We start from the raw sequence: 20238 nt of genomic DNA, 5'->3' as shown, positions 1-20238 counted from the left end.
GATGGTTTGGCCAACAGACCATCCATCTTATCCTAATTTGGTTTATTTTCGTGGGGTCTATGAAAAAGATAGAATTGGAAATTGTGGCGCTTTCACACAGTATTACCCAAACGCATTCTTATGCAGTGGTATTAGGTGAAACCAATGGAATGAGAAGATTACCGATCGTGATCGGTGGTTTTGAAGCACAGGCGATCGCTGTGGCATTGGAAAATATGCAACCCAGCCGTCCCCTGACACATGATCTCATGAAAAACTTCATGAACGCATTCAATGTGGAATTACAGGAGATCATCATCAGTGATCTGCAGGAAGGTATTTTCTACTCAAAACTAGTCTGCTTCACTGAACATGATACGGTTGAAATAGATAGTAGAACCAGCGATGCATTGGCATTGGCCGTTCGTTTTGGTTGTCCGATCTATACCTATGAACATATTCTCGAGAACGCAGGTATCTTGATGGAAGATGGCGGATCCGGCAAAAAACAAAAAGCAGAAGCGGTAGGTGTTGAAGAAAGTGGCAGCGGCCGCGAAGACCTCAGCAATATGAGTCTCGAAGAATTGCAAACCTTACTCAATGATGTATTGGAACACGAAGACTACATCCGAGCGATTGCAATTAGAGATGAGATGAATAAGCGGAAGTGAGCTGATAGCTGCAAGCTACAAGCGGCAAGCTGCAAGTAGTTTTACTAATCAACCTGAAAACACTACTGACTACTCACTATTCACCATTGACAATTCACAATTCACACCTCCCCTATGGTCCTTTTCCCTAACGCTAAAATCAATCTGGGCCTTCGGGTGATTCGTAAGCGGGAAGATGGGTATCATGATATTGAAACAGTATTTTATCCGATACATGGATTGAGAGACGCTTTAGAGATCGTACGCGGCACAAATGATACTCCTGTTGATTTCAATATGACTGGACTACCAGTTCAAGGAGAGATCCATCAAAACCTTTGTGTCAAAGCCTACACTTTACTACAACAAGATTTTCCTTCCTTACCTGCCATTCAAATGCATTTGCATAAAACCATCCCCATGGGTGCAGGATTAGGCGGCGGCAGTGCAGATGGCGCCTTTACTTTACGATTACTGGATCAGCATTTTCAATTGGGATTGACACAAGATCAACTGATCCAATATGCATTGCAACTGGGAAGTGATTGTCCATTCTTTATTTTGAATCAACCCTGCTTTGCCACAGGACGAGGAGAGATCATGCAACCGTTATCATTGAATCTTAGTTCCTATCAATTCGTATTGGTGAATCCGGGAATTCATGTACCCACCGGATGGGCATTTGCGCAATTACAACCAACAGTACCCAATATCAGTTGCGAGCAGATCGTAATGCAAGATCCTTCAACATGGCGCGATCAGTTATTGAATGATTTTGAAGATGCTGTGATGACAGCTTATCCAACGATCCGTACGATCAAAAAACAATTGTATGAACATGGCGCAGTATATGCATCGATGACAGGCACCGGCAGTACTGTGTATGGGATGTTCAAAAAAGAAACCGACTTGCCAACCCTCTCCTTTGCGGATTCATTCTTTGTATACAAAGAGAAATTCGATAATTGATTATTCAAAAAACTAACGTTTGTTTTAAATAGAATCATAATAAAATGCGCTTTAATTGAACATTTTTTAAACAATGTTCATATTTATTGAACAACTATTTTCTCTTCTCCAATTTTATTGGTTAATTTAGTTCTGATTGCCTGCCATTCTATTTCCTGAACTTTAATTCGGTTGCACATGCTTGTTTCAAACAACAGCACGGGTTTGTATGACCCTAGCTTCGAACATGATGCCTGCGGCATTGGTTTCGTAGCAAATATCAAAGGCAGTAAATCACACCAGCACATTGCGGATGCTTTGACCGTACTGGAAAACATGGAACATCGCGGCGCTTGTGGTTGCGAAAGCAATACGGGTGATGGCGCCGGCATCATGATCCAGATCCCTCATGAATTCTTTTTTGATGAATGCATTCGTCAAGGCGTACACCTCCCGGCTTATGGTAAGTACGGTGTTGGATTTATTTTTTTTCCAAAAGAATTAAGACTGCGTGAAGAATGCCGCGACATATTCAATCGCTCTGCAGAAAAATTAGGACTTGAGATTCTTTGTTATCGAAAAGTACCGGTCAATACAACCGATATTGGCAAAACTGCTTTATCCGTTGAACCCTTCATGGAGCAAGTATTTATTGCTTGTCCTGACGCCGTCTCCAACCCCGATGATTTTGAAAGAAAACTTTTTGTACTGCGCAATTATGCTACACATACCATCAACAATACAGTGAAAAAAGATGAGATCGGATTTTACCTTGCCTCTCTTTCTCACAAGACCATTGTTTATAAAGGACAACTAACCAGCACACAAGTACGCGGATACTTCCCGGATCTGAATGATAAAAGAGTCGTATCAGCATTCGGATTGGTACACTCCAGATTTGCAACCAATACATTTCCTTCCTGGAAATTGGCGCAACCTTTCCGATACATTGCACACAACGGAGAGATCAATACTTTACAAGGTAACTTGAATTGGTTAAGGACCAGTGAAAAAGGATTTACTTCTCCTTATTTCACCAGAGAAGAAATGGACATGTTGCTACCGATCGTAACACAGGGACAATCAGACTCTGCTTGCCTGGATAATATGATCGAACTATTGACACTCACCGGCAGATCATTACCACATGTAATGATGATGTTGATTCCGGAAGCGTGGGATGGCAATGACCACATGGACCCTGTAAAAAAAGCGTTTTATGAATACCATGCCTGCATGATGGAACCATGGGATGGTCCAGCTTCTATTTCATTCACTGATGGCAAGATCATTGGCGCTACATTGGATAGAAATGGATTACGTCCATCACGCTATTGCGTAACTACTGACGATCGTGTGATCATGGCTTCTGAAACCGGAACACTTCCTATCGATCCATCACTGATCAAAGAAAAAGGAAGACTACAGCCGGGGAAAATGTTTGTGGTAGACATGGAACAAGGACGCATCATCAGTGATGAAGAACTCAAACAAACCATCTGCTCTCAGAAACCCTACGGTGAATGGTTGAACAAATACAAGATCAGACTGGAAGAATTACCAGAACCAAGAGTCATGTTCACACATTTGGAACATGATCAGGTTTTTAAATACCAGAAAGCATTCGGCTATTCTACGGAAGATCTTGATACGATCATTGCACCGATGGCCATTGATGGCAAAGAACCGATCGGCTCCATGGGCACTGATACACCACTGGCCGTATTGAGTGAGCAGCCACAACACCTGAGCAGTTATTTCAAACAATTATTCGCACAGGTTACCAATCCACCCATTGATCCGATCCGCGAAAGAATGGTAATGTCATTGGCCACATTTGCAGGAAGCAATGGAAATCTGTTGGTGGAAGATCCACTGGCTTGTCACAGTGTGGCATTGAAACATCCTGTACTAAACAACTATGAATTAGAAAAGATAAGAAGCATTGATACCGGTATTTTCCAGGCTAAAACATTGCAAACTTATTTTCGTGCAGATGGTAAGCCAGGATCTTTAAAGGCAGGTCTCGACAGAATTTGTCGCTATGCCGCAGATGCTGTTGAAGATGGTTTCGAAGTACTGATCCTCACCGACAGAGCAATCGATTCTGATCATGCGCAAATCCCTTCGCTATTGGCAACCGCAGCTGTACATCATCACTTGATACGCAAAGGATATCGCGGACAAGTAGGCATCATAGTAGAAGCCGGTGATGTATGGGAAGTTCATCATTTCGCATGTCTGATCGCATTTGGCGCAACAGCTATCAATCCATACCTCGCATTGTCATCCATTAGGGATATGAAATTGAGTGACAAACTACAAACCACATTGGATGCAGATCAACTCAAAAAAAATTATATCAAAGCAGTCAATGAGGGATTGTTAAAAGTGTTTTCTAAAATGGGTATTTCCACTTTACAATCTTATCAAGGAGCACAAATTTTTGAGATCATTGGTTTGAATAAAAAAGTGGTAGACACTTATTTCACCGGTGCAACATCCAGAATAGAAGGTATGGGACTGGATGAGATCGCAAAAGAAACATTGGCAAAACATTTCTTTGCTTTTGGGAAAAAAGAAATCCCTGTAGACCGACTTCCGGTAGGTGGCATTTATCAGTGGAAGAGAAAAGGTGAATTTCATTTGTTCAATCCGCAGACGATACACTTGTTGCAACATGCAACAAAAAGCAACGACTACAATACTTTCAAAAAATATTCAAAGCTGATCAATGATCAGTCAGAGAAAGCCTGCACGTTACGCAGTTTATTTCAGTTCAGAAAAAATCGTCCATCAATATCTATCGATGAAGTAGAACCGGCAGAAAATATTTACAGAAGATTTGCAACCGGCGCCATGTCATTTGGCTCTATTTCATGGGAAGCACATACTACATTGGCCATTGCCATGAACCGATTGGGTGGCAAGAGCAATACAGGAGAAGGAGGAGAAGATGAGATACGATATCAACCCTTACCCAATGGAGATTCTATGCGCTCATCGATCAAACAAGTAGCATCAGCAAGATTTGGTGTAACGAGTTTGTATTTGACTGAAGCAGATGAATTGCAGATCAAGATGGCTCAGGGTGCGAAGCCTGGCGAAGGTGGACAATTACCCGGTCATAAAGTAGACGAGTGGATCGGAAAAACAAGACATGCAACGCCAGGTGTAGGATTGATCTCTCCTCCACCGCATCATGATATTTATTCGATAGAAGATCTCGCACAATTGATCTTTGATTTGAAGAACGCCAACAGAAAAGCGCGCATCAATGTGAAATTGGTTTCAAAGGCAGGTGTAGGAACGATAGCAGCAGGCGTTGCAAAAGCAAAAGCAGATGTGGTATTGATCTCCGGACACGATGGCGGAACAGGAGCCTCTCCTATTAGCTCTATCAAACATGCAGGGCTGCCCTGGGAATTAGGACTGGCGGAAACACATCAGACATTGGTGAAAAATAAATTGAGAAGTCGAATTGTGGTTCAGGCAGATGGACAAATGAAGACAGGAAAAGATATCGCCATCGCTACATTATTGGGTGCGGAAGAATGGGGTGTTGCTACTGCCGCATTGATTGTAGAAGGATGTATCATGATGCGCAAATGTCATTTGAATACATGTCCGGTGGGTGTTGCCACTCAGGATACAGCATTAAGAAAACGTTTTGCAGGAGATCCGGATCACGTAGTGAATTTTTTCAAGTTCATCACACAAGAACTGCGAGAGATCATGGCAGACTTAGGATACAGGACTGTGAATGAAATGGTGGGACAAGCGGATGCGTTGGAAATGCGAGACGGTATTACACATTGGAAATATGATAAACTGGACTTATCAGCAGTGTTATTCAAAGAGCCTGAATCATTGTATACAGGATTATACCAGCAGGAAGAACAGGATCATGGATTAAGCAGTGTACTTGATTGGAAGTTATTGGCATTAGCAGAATCAGCGATCGAGAAAAAAGAGAAAGTGAAAGCAAGTTTGGATATAAAGAATACAGATCGAACTGTAGGCACGATCCTTTCCAATGAGATCACAAAAAAGTATCGGGCACCAGGACTACCGGATGACACGATTCACTTTAGTTTTCAAGGAACAGCAGGACAAAGCTTTGGTGCATTCAATACCAAGGGTATCACATTAGAACTTGAAGGAGATGCAAACGATTATTTTGGAAAAGGATTGAGTGGTGCAAAACTGATCATATACCCTGCAAAAACTGCAGCTTTTGTTCCGGAAGAAAATATCATCATTGGAAATGTTGCGTTGTATGGCGCTACATCCGGGAAAGCATTCATAAGAGGAAAAGCAGGAGAACGATTTGCAGTACGAAATTCAGGAGCCGAAGTAGTGGTAGAAGGCGTAGGCGATCATGGTTGTGAATACATGACCGGAGGTAAAGCCATCATACTCGGCGCAACAGGAAGAAATTTTGCAGCAGGCATGAGTGGAGGCATCGCTTATATCTATGATGTTGATGGATCTTTCACAGATAAATGCAATATGGAAATGGTAGGATTAGATCCGTTGGAGACTGAGGATAGTATGTATCTCAAAGAGATGATCACACAACATCATCAATACACCAATAGTACGGTAGCAGGATTTATTCTGAATGATTTTGAGAATCAACTTAGAAACTTCATAAAAGTGTTTCCGGCAGATTATAAAAAAGCATTACAAAAGAAATTAACGGTACCACAAGGACATTAATCTTACAACAATCATTTATGGGCAAACCAACAGGCTTTATAGAATTTGAAAGGATAAACCCTTCCAGGAGATCGCCACAAGAAAGGATTGGTGATTATAAAGAGTTTGTAGAAAGAATGACGCCGGATCAATTGAATCAACAATCGGCACGTTGCATGAATTGCGGCGTTCCATTTTGTCATAGCGGCTGTCCATTGGGTAATATCATTCCTGAATTCAATGATGCAGTCTATCGACAAAACTGGCATGAAGCTTATGAATTACTCAGTGCTACCAATAACTTTCCCGAGTTCACAGGACGTATTTGTCCGGCCCCTTGCGAGAGCGCATGTGTTTTAGGTATCAACCAAAATCCGGTAGCGATTGAAGAGATAGAAAAGCACATCATTGAAACCGCTTTTGAGAAAGGATTTGTACAACCCAGAAAACCAAATCTAAGAACCGGAAAAAAAGTAGCCGTGGTAGGTTCCGGCCCTGCAGGATTAGCAGCGGCTGCTCAATTGAATTATGCAGGGCATCAGGTTACCGTTTTTGAAAGAGATGCACAACCCGGCGGACTATTACGGTATGGAATTCCAGATTTCAAATTGGAGAAATGGGTGGTGGAAAGAAGGGTTGCATTATTGGAACAAGAGGGTATCACTTTTAAATGCAACGCACATGTAGGGGTACATATCAGTATCAATGATCTCTTAAGAGAGTACCAGGCTATCGTTTTAGCCGGAGGGTCCACCATACCAAGAGATTTGAATATTCCCGGACGCGCATTGAAAGGGGTGCATTTTGCGATGGATTTTTTGAAGCAACAAAATCAGCGTGTATCCGGCGAAGCGTTCAATGGGGAAGTTTTATTGGCCACAAATCGGGATGTAGTCGTGATCGGCGGTGGAGATACCGGTAGTGATTGCGTAGGCACTTCTAACAGACAAGGTGCAAGCTCAGTAACCCAATTAGAGTTAATGCCGAAACCACCGGAAAAAAGAACAGCTACTATGCCATGGCCAACCTATCCAATGGTATTAAAGACAACCTCTTCGCATGAAGAGGGAGCGAACAGACAATGGGCCGTTGTTACAAAAGCTTTCAAGGGTGATGAAAATGGTCAATTAAAATCCATTTTAGTAGCAGATCTACAATGGAAAGCATCATCGGATCATAAGCCAGCCGGATTTGAAGAGATACCGGGCACAGAAAGAGAGATCCCCTGCACACTGGCTTTATTGGCGATGGGTTTTGTGCATCCACAACATACTGGACTAATCGATGAACTGGGGGTTGAACTGGATGAAAGAGGAAATGTTAGGGCGAATGAGCAATATTACCAGACCAGCATTCCCAAAGTGTTTGCAGCAGGTGATATTAGACGAGGACAATCTTTGGTTGTATGGGCAATCAGTGAAGGAAGAGAATGTGCCAGAAGAGTGGATCAGTATCTAATGGGTAGCTCAGTATTAGAATCCAAAGATCAGAGCTATCTAATAAATACATAATTATTTTTACTATATTTTATTTTAAAAACCTTTCAATCTCTATTGAAAGGTTTTTTTATACCTAAAAAGGATAAAAATTATGTTTCAAAAGGCTTTATTTCCAAAATGAATAACAAATATTAATTATTAAAATGTTAATATTTTATTCAAAACAAAGCATAATTATGAGTATTTTGGATATCAGATTATCGAATTAAAATAATCGTAATGTTAAATTTAAAACCCTAGTATGAAAAAAATGACCATTCAGAAGATCGCTCCTTTTGCAGCTTTAGTAGCTGTAGCATTGGCAGCTTTGTTTATTCCATCCTTGCCGAATTACACAGATACGGCAGGAGCTTACAGTGCTGCGGATATTACCTGGATATTAGTAGCTACTGCCTTGGTATTTTTAATGACACCTGGACTTGCATTCTTTTACGGGGGCATGGTACATCGTAAAAATGTGATCTCCACTATGATCAAAAGCGTGGTAGCAACCGGAGTCGTAAGCATATTATGGGTAACAGTTGTTTACAGTCTATGTTTTGGTGAATCAATTGGAGGTTTTATCGGCAACCCATCCACACACTTATTCTTTAAAGGAATCAATTCAGGTGCCCCTTGGAGTCTGGCCCCAAGTATTCCCATTACTTTATTTGCATTGTTCCAGTTGATGTTTGCCATCATTACCCCGGGTCTGGTAGTTGGAGCTGTTGCAGAACGTATCAAGTTCACCTCCTATATTGTATTTATAGCTTTATTCAGCTTATTGGTTTACGCTCCTATCGCACATTGGACCTGGCATCCTGAAGGATTCTTATTCAAAATGGGTGCACTGGATTTTGCCGGCGGAACCGTGGTGCATATTTCAGCGGGTTGCGCAGCATTGGCCGGAGCACTGGTTCTTAAGCGCAGACAAGCGCATGTAGATCAAAAAGAAATTCCACCTGCTAATATTCCTTATGTATTGATCGGTACGGGACTATTATGGTTCGGATGGTTCGGCTTTAATGCCGGCTCTGCATTAGGTGCGAATACTTTGGCTGTTTCTGCATTTGCTACCACCAACACCGCTGCAGCTGCTGCTGGATTATCATGGATGTTCTTTGATGTACTAAGAGGCAAAAAACCTTCTGTACTTGGATTCTGTATCGGTGCAGTTGTAGGATTGGTAGCTATTACACCCGGCGCCGGATTTGTTGCCATTCCTCAATCGATCTTCATCGGCGTAATATCTGCCATCATTTCTAATATAGCTGTCTATTATAAATCGAAATCTAAACTCGACGACACATTGGATGTATTTCCATGTCATGGTATAGGGGGTATCGTCGGAATGTTGCTCACCGGCATTTTCGCTACTAAAACAGTGAACAGTGCAGGTGCGGATGGATTATTCTACGGAAACCCCACATTTTTCTTCACCCAATTAAAAGCCTTGGGTATAGTGGTCGCATACAGCTTTGTCGTTTCTTATGGCATCTTCAAATTCATCAATTTCATCCTGCCTTTACGTGTTAGCTCTGAAGAAGAATTACTCGGATTGGATGCTACACAGCACAATGAAAAATATGTGCAGGGCACTCTGTTAGTGGAAGAAAATGGATACTTGAAAGAAAGTATGCTTGCCGACTAATTTATTCATCCACTGCAAAAAATGCTGACCCATTGATTGCAGTCCTCTCTCCGAATAAACGATTTGCTAAAGAAAATAAGGTACAGCCATATGATAAACCTCTGACCAGGTTTACCGGCTGTACCTATTTGTTAATTATAAAACCAATTGCAATGTTACGCAAAATTTTAACCCTTTCAGCAGCCGCATGCGCCTGCCTTTCATTGAACGCACAATCAGATTCGTCGAAAAAAGCTACCACTGTTTTATCAGGATCCGTTGACGCCTATTATCGGTACAGTTTTTCCGACGCTCCAACAAAAACCAACAACTTTACCAGCTTTACCAACTCTCAAAATTCATTTGAGTTAGGAATGGCCTCCTTCAGGGTTGATCACTCTTTTGGAAAAGTATCTGCAGTTGCAGATATTGGTTTTGGAAGAAGAGCACAAGAGTTCTCCTACAATGATGTCGGATCACTTGCAGCCATTAAACAAATGTACCTGAGCTATGCAGTTACCGATCATCTTAAATTGACCATGGGTAAATGGGCCACACATGTTGGATATGAACTCGTGGATGCAACAGGTAACAGAAACTATAGCATGTCATATGGCTTCTCATATGGACCATTCTTTCATACAGGCGTAAAAGCGGACATTGCATTAGGCGGAAAAACAGCCATGATGATCGGAGTTGCCAATCCAACCGATCAGTCTACTACTACCACTTCTGCCAAATTCATTTTAGCACAAGTGAGCACCGCTTCGAAAAATGATAAGATAAAAGGATACTTGAATTTTCAGGGCGGCAATGGCATCACGCAGTACAACATGGTGATCACTGGTGCTCTTTCAGATAAATGGGGCATTGCTTATGATGGAAGCATGCAATGTCTTAAGTCCGCCGGACAATCATCCAATTGGAAAAGTCATGCCCTCTATCTGAATTATGACCCTATTTCATCGCTAGGTTTTACATTGAGACAGGATTATTTCGATGACAGAACCCTCTCTCCGATTGGTATTGGCGGTAAAATTTATGCAACCACATTATCTGCCAATATCAAAAATCAAAATCTGACCATCATTCCTGAGATCAGAATGGACAATTCTGCCAGTGATGTATTCTTTAAAGGAGCATCAAGTACAAAAACAAAAAGCACTTTGGCATTTCTGATTGCAGCAGTCTACAAATTTTAAAAGACATACTCTTGGAATAAAGGCCGATGCTTTAGCCATCGGCCTTTTTATTTATGCCATTATTTCCTTATGTTCGATAGATGAATCCCCTGGTCAGAATGCTACAGTTTTTGTACTGCGTGTATGCATTTATTCTTTTTGTCATCATTATGCTGCTCGTATTCCCATTTGTAATGCTTTCATTGTTATTCGGAAAGATTACAGGAGGCAATCTGATCTATCAACTGTGTATGATCTGGGCAAAGATCTGGTACTTTCTGATCGGTATTTCGCACAAAGAGATCTATGAGTTTCCACATGACCCTACGAAACAATACATTTTTGTAGCCAATCATATCTCTTATATGGATATCCCCCCATTGGTATTGATCGCACACCAGCCCATCAGGATATTGGGGAAGTATGAAATGGTTAAGATTCCGGTATTTGGTTGGATATACAGAGCTGCTGTTGTATTGGTAGACAGAAAAAATGCTGAAACCCGATCTAAAAGTGTTCGTGCCTTGAAATCTGCATTGAGACATGGTATTTCCATTTTTATTTTTCCGGAAGGCACATTCAATGTGACTCCAACACCCCTAAAAGATTTTTTTGATGGCGCTTTCCGTATCGCAATAGAAACAGAAACACCTATCAAACCTGTTTTATTAGTGGATACGTTAGAGCGACTACATTATGACAGTATTTTCTCCCTGACGCCGGGTAAAAGCAGGGTGGTCTTTTTGGATGAGATCCCTGTAAAAGGCTTAACCATGAAAGACATTCCTTTGCTCAAAGAAAAAGTATATGGTATTATGGATGCAGGTCTGCGCAGATATAGGAATTACCCAACTGCATAAGCCTTATTTTTGATCAAATTAGTCATAGTGTACGCCGAGATCATCATACCACTTGCTTTACCCCTGAATTATACATGGTCGATACCACCGACCCTGCAGGATAAGGTTCAGCCGGGTATTCGGGTGGAAGTGATGTTGGGGAAAAGTAAAAAATATGCAGGTATCATCAAGAAACTGCACCATCAAAAACCCGAAGCTTTTGATCCCAGAGATATCATCAATGTACTAGATCATGAACCCATCGTTCACCCCGAACAATTGCGCTTTTGGGAATGGATGGCTAACTATTATATGTGTAGTGAAGGAGAGATCATGCAAGCGGCCATTCCTGCTAACCTAAAACTATCCAGTGAGAGTATATTGATCTGGAATGAAGAACGAAGTATTGATTTTAGCGACTTATCAGACAATGAATATATTGTTGCAGAAGCGCTGGAACTGAAAAAAGAACTTCGACTGAGTGAAGTACAGGAATTACTGGATGTAACACATGTATATCCGATCATCAAAAAACTGATCGATAAAGAAGTGTGTTATGTGTGGGAGGAATTGAAAGAAAAGTATAAAGAAAAGAAACAGACCTACATTTCTTTACATCCCAATTATAAACAAGAAGAAAAACTGGCAGACCTGCTCAATAGCTGGACGAAAGCTCCTAAGCAAATGGAGTTATTATTGGCTTTTCTGCACTTGCAACGTACAGAGGGTGAAGTTTTACAAAACGAACTTTTAAAAAAATCAAACGCCACTTCAACTCAACTAAAAGGCTTATTGGAAAAGGGTGTCCTGCTTGCCGAAAAGAGAAGCAGCGACAGAATATATTATGGTACACCCGAGCTCAACATCCATTTTACATTATCCACGGCTCAGGAAAAAGCGCTCTCGGACATACGCTTTCAATTTGCGCAAAAACCTGTTTGTTTACTGCATGGTGTAACTGCCAGCGGGAAAACACAGATCTATACCAAACTGATTGAAGAACAGATCAGAGAAGGTAAACAGGTTTTATATATGCTGCCTGAGATCGCTTTGACAGCGCAGATCATTCGAAGATTACAGGAATACTTTGGCGGACATATCGCGATCTATCATTCAAAATTCAATGCCAATGAAAGAGTCGAGATCTGGAATAAAGTGAAGAATGGAGAGATCAAAGTGATTCTTGGTGCAAGGTCTTCACTTTTCCTTCCGTTTAAAGACTTGTCACTGATCATTGCTGATGAAGAGCATGATGGTTCTTACAAACAACAAGATCCCGCGCCTCGCTATCATGCAAGAGATGCAGCGGTATATTATGCCAATCTGTTCAATGCCAAAGTACTATTGGGAAGTGCCACCCCTTCAGTAGAAAGTTTTTTTAATTGTCAGCAACATAAATATGGTCTGGTACAACTAACGGAACGTTTTGGAGAAGCACAGTTACCTGAAATAGAATTGATCGATGTCAAGAAATTTCAACAAAAAGGGAAGATCGCCTTTACTGAGCCACTTCTGGATGGCATCCGCCAATCGCTTGGTCAACAGAAACAAGTCATTCTTTTTCAAAATCGCCGTGGCTATGCCCCCTATCAAATTTGTAATACCTGCGGATGGATCCCACAATGTAAAAACTGTGATGTAACGCTCACCTATCATAAGTTTCAGAATAAACTTACCTGTCATTACTGTGGCACACATTATCCAGTCATACAAACCTGTGCTGCATGTGGAAGTCATGATTTCACACAGAAAAATTTTGGAACAGAGCAGATCGAGGAATTATTGAATGAGCATTTTCCTGACGCCAGAATTGCCCGAATGGATTATGATAGTGTGAAAGGCAAACATGACCATGACGCCCTGATCAAATCATTTGAACAACAAAAGCTGGATATTTTAGTCGGCACACAGATGGTTGTGAAGGGACTGGATTTTGATCATGTAAATCTGGTAGGTATCATAGATGCAGATGGCATATTGGGTTTTACCGATTTCAGGGTCAATGAAAAAGCTTATCAGTTAATGGAACAAGTGAGTGGCAGGGCCGGCAGGAAGGATCAGTTGGGTAAAGTGTTGATACAAGTGAGTAATACAAGACATCCTGTATTAGCTTTTGTGCAACAACATCATTATGAGGCTTTATACCAATATGAAATAGAGAACCGAAAGCAATTTGGGTATCCCCCATACACCCGACTGATACAATTGACTTTTAAGCACAAGGAGAAACATCTTGCCGAAGAAGCAGCACATGTATTGATGAAGGGGATGGCCGCTAACTTTTTAAAAGAAATGAGTGGACCTGCTCAACCGGTGGTAGACAGAATCAGAAACCAATATCTTTGGGAAGTGTTGATTAAATTACCGAAAGATGTACAAAAGATACAACAGTGTAAAAGGGAGATCATGCAGCAGATCGTTATCATCCAATCCAATCAAAGATATAAAGCGGTAAGGATCGTCATCAATGTAGATCCATTATAGCAGGAAAAGTAATGCTTATGTATCACGGAACGCAGTTTATTCCAGATCGATCCCTCAAAGCTTACAATAGTTTTGGGTTGGATGTTCATGCACGTTTATTCGCATCGTTTAACAGCATGGATGCGCTTTTAGAAATGCTGGAACACTACAATGAGCTTCCGTATATGCCATTACTGATTTTGGGTGGAGGAAGTAACATTCTGTTCACCAGAGATGTAGATGGTTTGGTTTTGAAGAATGACCTGAAAGGATTTGAGCTCATTGATGAAGACAAAGACTATTTCTATGTAAAAGCGATGGCCGGTGAAAACTGGCATCAGTTTGTACTTTATTGTATTGAAAAAGGATATGCTGGCTTAGAGAATCTGAGTTTAATACCGGGTAGTGTCGGAGCCTCTCCTATGCAAAACATAGGAGCATATGGTGTTGAGATCAAAGATGTATTTCATTCTTTGGAAGCCTGGCATATCAATGAAAAACACAAAGAGATCTTTTATCTGAAAGATTGTGAATTCGGATACCGAGAAAGTGTGTTCAAAGAGAAATACCGAAACAAATTTATCATCACCAGTGTCACCTATCGATTGAGAAAAGTTCCTGATTTTAATACTTCTTATGGAGCAATTAATGAGGAATTGGAAAAAATGAAGGTAAAGGAACTGAGCATCAAAGATATTTCCGATGCGGTCATTCGTATCAGGCAATCAAAACTACCTGACCCTTCACATTTGGGAAATGCAGGAAGTTTCTTTAAAAATCCGGTCATTTCAATTGGAAGATTTAAAACCTTGGAAGAAAAATTCCCTCAAATAGTTGGGCACCCTGTAAATGAACATAAAGTAAAAATTGCTGCCGCCTGGTTGATCGAGCAATGCGGATGGAAAGGGTTTCGAAAAGGCGATGTAGGCTGTCATGAGAAACAACCACTGGTATTGGTCAATTATGGGAATGCAACCGGCGCTGATATTTTCAAACTCTCTACTGATATCATGCAATCGGTATTTGAAAAATTTGGCATCCATTTAGAACGCGAAGTGAATATTGTCTAATTATCGAGATCGAGCCTTATCGTATCCATGATCTTCATCAGATCAATAAAATAAAAAAGCTCCGAACATAGTCGGAGCTTTTTTATTCGAAACTTATTTGTTTCTTGAATTTATTCTTGCTACTTATTAATAGTATTTCAGTTTCATTTCAACTCTTCTGTTCAAGGTACGACCAGCAGCTGTTTTATTATTAGCAACAGGCTTAGATGAACCGTATCCTTCAGAGCTCAATCTAGAAGCATCGATACCTTTACTTACTAAGTAATCATGAACTGCTTTTGCACGATTTTGACTCAATGGAATATTCACTTTATCAGTTCCTGTATTATCAGTATGACCTTCGATATCTAATTTCAGGGCTGCATCTTCTTTCAGAATAGCTACTACTTCATCCAAAGCCTTGAATGACTTGGTTTGCAGTTTCGCGCTACCAGTAACGAAGAATACATTCTTTGCACTAGCTGCTACTTTCTTAACGATTTCCTCTTTAACAGCAGGACAACCATTGTTTTCTCTGATACCAGGTACAGTAGGACATTTATCTTCTTCATCATTGATACCGTCTTTATCTGTATCAGGTACAGGACAACCTTGGTAACGAGCTACGCCTGCAACTGTTGGGCACTTGTCTTCTTCATCATTGATACCGTCTTTGTCAGTATCAGGAATTGGACAACCATCGTATTTAGCCAGACCTTTTACAGTAGGGCATTTATCATTGTCATCATTGATGCCATCACCATCTGTATCAGGAACAGGGCAACCATCGTATTTAGCAACACCTGCAACAGTTGGACATTTATCCTTACTGTCAAGGATGCCATCACCATCAGTATCTTTTTCAACTGGCGGAGGTGGTGGTGGAGGTGCTACTTTAACTGGCTCTTTCTTATCAGTTAATGGAGACGAAAGTCCAATTGAGTAAGCCAGATTATTTACTGCTAAACTTGAAATAGCAGATCTGTGAACGAATTGTGTATGGAGAAAAGTTTCTTGACCTAAGTTAAATTGTAAACCCATACCCGCTGGTGCGTATGCAGCGAAATAAGTTCCAGTGTACATAGAAGCACCAATACCAAAACTTAAATAGGGAACTACAGTATACTTATCTGTCAGTAATTTGATATTTGCTGCAGCATCCAGTTCTAAAAGAAACTTGCTACTTGTTGGTTGAGCTACACCTGATCTTGAGTAGAAAGGATATCTAACAAAAGAACCAGCAAGTGTTGCTTGAAAATCAACATACTCAGTTAACCCTTGAAAATATTGAAAACTCAATCCTGGATCCAATCTTTTAAACGGAGTCCATTGTCTGTTAGAAATAACGGACGACAATGAACTTCTACTGATAGCATCAGAAGTGTACATGTCTTTCAAAACGAAATTTACTCCTAACGAGGGTCTTTTTTTATAGCTAACCGGAGTGGTCTGGGCGAATGCAACTACTACCAAACAACTGGCTATCAGGGAAAAAAGAAGTTTCTTCATAACAGTTTTTTATTGATTGGCACAAAAATACATGGTGAAAGTGATTTTCCGAAAATTAAGATAACTTTAAGTTATTCCGAACTTATTCCCATTCAATTTTTAGTTAATGGAACAATTGGCTGCACGGAAACTTTTACCAGCCCTCTTTGGATAAAATCCAGCTGTTTTGCTGCATTTCGTGTCAAATCGATCACACGACCTTTCTTCTTCATTCGGTTGTGCATGCGATCTGTAATGAGCACTATTACGCTTTTGTTATTTCTTAAATTCGTAACCAGAACAAGGGTATTTAGCTTGAAATGGTTACTCGCGCCGGTCATACCCGCATTCTTGAACACAGTACCATTAGCTGTTTTTCTACCTTCAAATTTGGAACTATAGTAGCTTGCCGTTCCTTTGACCAGCTTCCCTTGAGGTATCAATGAATCTCCTAACAGATCTGTACTAGCTCCCGGGATAGTGTCTTTATAGAATATCACCGTATCACCCCCTTGTTTCAAAGATGGAATGGTATCTTGAACAGGAATGGTATCTGTTTTAGGACCACCCGTCAGCGCCAAGGGCTTTCCGACTGGAAGTAAAAAATACAAAGTACCGATCAGGTATAATACTATTTTCATAATGTTTGATTCTGTACCGCCGTTACTTCACTTGAGTAATATTACTCTTCCTAGCCTCCAAATACAAATGAGGATATGCACATACGGTCAAGCCCCATTAACCAAACACCATGCCAGAAATCAAAAAAATATTCTATTTTTTATTCAAAAAATAATTATAAATAAATGAAAATCATTTATTTATAATTATTTAATATAAAATAGCTTAAAATCCGATAAACCAGAATTCAGTGAATTTAAACGAAGGAATGATCAGTCTCGATACTGAACCGTCTTTTCATCAGAGGTCATATCAGCTTCGGCACGCAACTGCAATTGCACCTGCAATACCCACTCCGGACATTTTTGAGCAGCAAGGAAGTTGTTGATTTTATCAATAAGCTGCATAACTGACTTATAATCAGCCTCAATTGAAGTAGAAAATGGACCAACCTCGTATCTTATACCCGAATCTTGAATGATCCCGATTACGTCATCAATCCATACATAAGGATGCTTTATACCAGACACAATCGGCACCAACTGTAATGAAGCACTAATAATGTAGCTATGATTATCCATGTACCGGATTTACATCGATGACTGCATCCAGATTCAAAACACCATGAATATGCGGAAAAACCTCATTGATTGACCCTGCTAGTTCAAAAATTACAGGTCTATCCACCTTTTGACGATCAATGGTCAATTTCACAAGACCTGTCTGCCCTTGGTAATAACGTTCCAATACACCCGCCACCTGGTCTTCAGTACTACAATGAATAAATCCCTCAACAGCCAAACTGTCGGCTTCATAGAAACCCATAGACTTTGCCTTTTCCCAGCTTTCAGCCGTTGTAATATGATAAATAAGTTGTGATTGATTATTCACAATAATTTGATATTTAATTAATTATAAAATTTTATTGATTTTTTGGTCTAATAACATTAAGTCCGCCAACACGACAGCCGTTACCGCTTCCAGTACAACCGGTACTCGTAATGCAATGCACAGGTCATGTCTACCCTTGACCGAAAGGGTATCTAGTGCATCCATTTCTTTATTCCAGGTAGTTTGTTCTTTGGGAGTTGAGGAGGTAGGTTTGACAGCTACTCTAAAAACCAGTTCATTTCCATTGGTGATACCTCCCACCACGCCGCCGGCATGATTGGTTCCTGTTTTTCCGCTTGCGTCCATTATTGCATCATTATGGACTGACCCGAACATTCTAGCAGCTGAAAAGCCTGCACCAAACTCGACCCCTTTGATGGCCGGTATCGAAAAGATTGCATGTGCAAGGACCGATTCTACTGAATCAAAAAAATGCTCCCCCAATCCTACCGGCAACCCACTGACCCTGCATTCTACAATTCCGCCAATACTATCTTTTTGATCAATGGCTTTCTGCAAACCTTTTTCCAGATCAACCTCACCACCAATCTCCAAAATAGTGGCTACCGGTACAGCCTGTTGAAGTAATTTCTTTGCGATCACCCCAGCTGCAACCAATCCAACCGTTAACCTGCCACTGAAATGTCCCCCACCTCGATAGTCTTCATATCCCCCATATTTTACAGCAGCAGTAAAATCTGCATGTCCCGGACGAGGAATCGCTCTCTGCTTCTCGTAATCGCCGCTACGGGTATTGTTATTCTCGAATAAGATAGTGATCGGTGCTCCGGTTGTTCTTCCATTGAAAACCCCTGTTTTGATCAAAGGAATATCATCTTCTTTTCTGGGTGTGGTTCCTTTTTGAGTACCGCCTTTCCTTCGCTCCAGATCTTTTTCAAAATCTGCGATGTCGATGGATAATCCAGCCGGACAACCATCAATGATCACACCTACGCACTCGCCATGCGATTCTCCAATGATATGTATTCTGAATATTCGTCCGATCGAGTTCACGGTCTTTTGATTTATAGATTGATAATATCAGCACCTAAATGCTTAAGGTGTTCATAAAAATCAGGATAGGATTTATTGATCGCGTTAGCATCCTGTATCACTACTTCACCATCAGCACATAAGCCTGCCACCGCACAAGCCATTGCAATACGATGATCATGATGTGAATGAACTACCGCACTGCGGATGCCAGTTCCTCCTTTGATTACCATGAGATCATCCTGTAAACTGATTTCAATTCCCAATTTACCAAACTCTTCCTGTAAGGTAGCACCTCTGTCACTTTCTTTATATGAAAGACGACTTACCCCTTCAATCACAGTCGTTCCTTCACAACAAGCCGCTAGCGCTACCAGTGGTGGAAAAAGGTCCGGACAATCCGTAGCATTGAAATGAAATGCTTTCAAAGGCAATGGCGCAATATCTATATATGATTCAGTAATGGATATACGGCATCCGGTATCCATCAAAGCTTGCAAAACTGCTTTATCGGCCTGGGTAGAAAACACATCCAACCCGGTTACACGAATTGGTCCGGCAATGGCGCCAGCAACCAACAGAAAAGCGGCCCCACTCCAATCGCCCTCTACTTGGTATTGCAATACCCCAGCTTTGGGTGCTACTTTCCCATGAAAATGAAAAAATTCATGATTATCATGTGTGACTTTCCATCCGAAAGCAGCCATCACTGATAAAGTGAGGTCGATATATGGTTTGCTTTTTAAGTCCTTCACTTGGATGGTAACACCATCCGCACCCGCGGCTGCATACGCCATCAATAATCCAGTCAGGAACTGAGAACTTAATGATCCGTCCACTTCAATATTGGCCGGACGCAATGGCCCTTGCAACTGAAGAGGTACTTTACCCTGATTGGATTTAACCTGTACATTCAATGCTGGTAGGATCTCATCAAAAAAATGCATGGGTCGATTTACCAGGCTTCCACTGCCATGTATGGTAAGCGGTTTTTCACTGAGTGCAGCGATGGGCGTAAACATTCTGATCCCCAAACCGCTTTCACCGCAATTGATCTCTTGTTCTATGGGAGATAAGCCATTGGAAGAAACATGAAGATCCCCATGATCCGTATATCGAATAGAGGCCCCTAGCTTTTGTATAACATCAATGGCTGCAAGGTCATCATTGCTTTTTCCGGGATTGATGATCAATGTTTCACCTTTACGCAATAAGGCTGCTGCACAAGCTCTCTGCATACTACTCTTACCGGCAGCCGCCCGAACAGTTCCCTGAATGGTTGATGGATTTATTTTTACCTGAGTAGACATACGATCATGCATCATCG

At 41.0% G+C, this 20238-nt stretch carries 15 protein-coding genes; 9 read left to right on the top strand and 6 right to left on the bottom strand.

From position 1 onward, the window contains the following. Window positions 1–59: 59 nt before the first annotated feature. From ABXG83_RS01650 to murB, 9 genes are all read left to right on the top strand, one after another. On the top strand, window positions 60–650 hold the full coding sequence (locus tag ABXG83_RS01650) for a bifunctional nuclease family protein (RefSeq protein WP_353549759.1): 591 nt from the start codon (window positions 60–62) through the stop codon (window positions 648–650). 114 nt (window positions 651–764) lie between these two features. Continuing rightward, a complete protein-coding gene (ispE, locus tag ABXG83_RS01645) occupies window positions 765–1598 on the top strand; it encodes a 4-(cytidine 5'-diphospho)-2-C-methyl-D-erythritol kinase (RefSeq protein ID WP_353549758.1) in 834 nt (277 codons plus the stop codon). A gap of 177 nt (window positions 1599–1775) precedes the next feature. Next, entirely contained in the window at window positions 1776–6299 is a 4524-nt protein-coding gene (gltB, locus tag ABXG83_RS01640) for a glutamate synthase large subunit (RefSeq protein WP_353549757.1), read from the top strand. Window positions 6300–6316: 17 nt separating this feature from the next. Next, complete coding sequence (locus tag ABXG83_RS01635) at window positions 6317–7789, top strand: glutamate synthase subunit beta (RefSeq protein ID WP_353549756.1); 1473 nt, start codon at window positions 6317–6319, stop codon at window positions 7787–7789. A 229-nt stretch (window positions 7790–8018) separates the two neighbouring features. Further along, on the top strand, window positions 8019–9407 hold the full coding sequence (locus ABXG83_RS01630) for an ammonium transporter (protein ID WP_353549755.1): 1389 nt from the start codon (window positions 8019–8021) through the stop codon (window positions 9405–9407). Window positions 9408–9559: 152 nt separating this feature from the next. After that, window positions 9560–10588: an outer membrane beta-barrel protein gene (locus ABXG83_RS01625; RefSeq protein ID WP_353549754.1), complete on the top strand. Its 1029-nt coding sequence runs from the start codon at window positions 9560–9562 to the stop codon at window positions 10586–10588. 98 nt (window positions 10589–10686) lie between these two features. Further along, a complete protein-coding gene (locus ABXG83_RS01620; protein ID WP_353549753.1) occupies window positions 10687–11427 on the top strand; it encodes a lysophospholipid acyltransferase family protein in 741 nt (246 codons plus the stop codon). 27 nt (window positions 11428–11454) lie between these two features. After that, the gene (gene priA, locus ABXG83_RS01615; protein ID WP_353549752.1) at window positions 11455–13890 is read left to right on the top strand and encodes a primosomal protein N'; all 2436 of its coding nucleotides are present in this window, start codon (window positions 11455–11457) and stop codon (window positions 13888–13890) included. A gap of 17 nt (window positions 13891–13907) precedes the next feature. Then, window positions 13908–14939, top strand: a complete 1032-nt coding sequence (murB, locus tag ABXG83_RS01610) for a UDP-N-acetylmuramate dehydrogenase (protein WP_353549751.1) — start codon at window positions 13908–13910, stop codon at window positions 14937–14939. Between the two features lie 126 nt (window positions 14940–15065). Here murB and ABXG83_RS01605 read toward each other — a convergent pair whose 3' ends face one another. The 6 genes from ABXG83_RS01605 to aroA form a co-directional block, all read right to left on the bottom strand. Next, entirely contained in the window at window positions 15066–16427 is a 1362-nt protein-coding gene (locus ABXG83_RS01605; protein WP_353549750.1) for an OmpA family protein, read from the bottom strand. 92 nt (window positions 16428–16519) lie between these two features. Beyond that, complete coding sequence (locus ABXG83_RS01600; protein ID WP_353549749.1) at window positions 16520–17047, bottom strand: septal ring lytic transglycosylase RlpA family protein; 528 nt, start codon at window positions 17045–17047, stop codon at window positions 16520–16522. 252 nt (window positions 17048–17299) lie between these two features. Next, window positions 17300–17608 carry a thiamine-binding protein gene (locus tag ABXG83_RS01595; protein WP_353549748.1) on the bottom strand — a complete coding sequence of 103 codons (309 nt, stop codon included), beginning with the start codon at window positions 17606–17608 and terminating at the stop codon, window positions 17300–17302. Then, window positions 17601–17918: a DUF952 domain-containing protein gene (locus tag ABXG83_RS01590; RefSeq protein ID WP_353549747.1), complete on the bottom strand. Its 318-nt coding sequence runs from the start codon at window positions 17916–17918 to the stop codon at window positions 17601–17603. Before ABXG83_RS01590 ends, ABXG83_RS01595 begins: the two co-directional genes overlap by 8 nt. A gap of 21 nt (window positions 17919–17939) precedes the next feature. After that, on the bottom strand, window positions 17940–18932 hold the full coding sequence (locus ABXG83_RS01585) for a chorismate synthase (RefSeq protein WP_353549746.1): 993 nt from the start codon (window positions 18930–18932) through the stop codon (window positions 17940–17942). An 11-nt stretch (window positions 18933–18943) separates the two neighbouring features. After that, window positions 18944–20221, bottom strand: coding sequence for a 3-phosphoshikimate 1-carboxyvinyltransferase (aroA, locus tag ABXG83_RS01580; protein ID WP_353549745.1), 1278 nt, complete (start codon window positions 20219–20221; stop codon window positions 18944–18946). Between the last annotated feature and the right edge of the window lie 17 nt (window positions 20222–20238).

The sequence above is a fragment of the Sediminibacterium sp. KACHI17 genome, assembly GCF_040362915.1.
Classification (GTDB): Bacteria; Bacteroidota; Bacteroidia; order Chitinophagales; family Chitinophagaceae; genus Sediminibacterium.
This window is presented reverse-complemented; position numbering and strand designations above follow the sequence as displayed.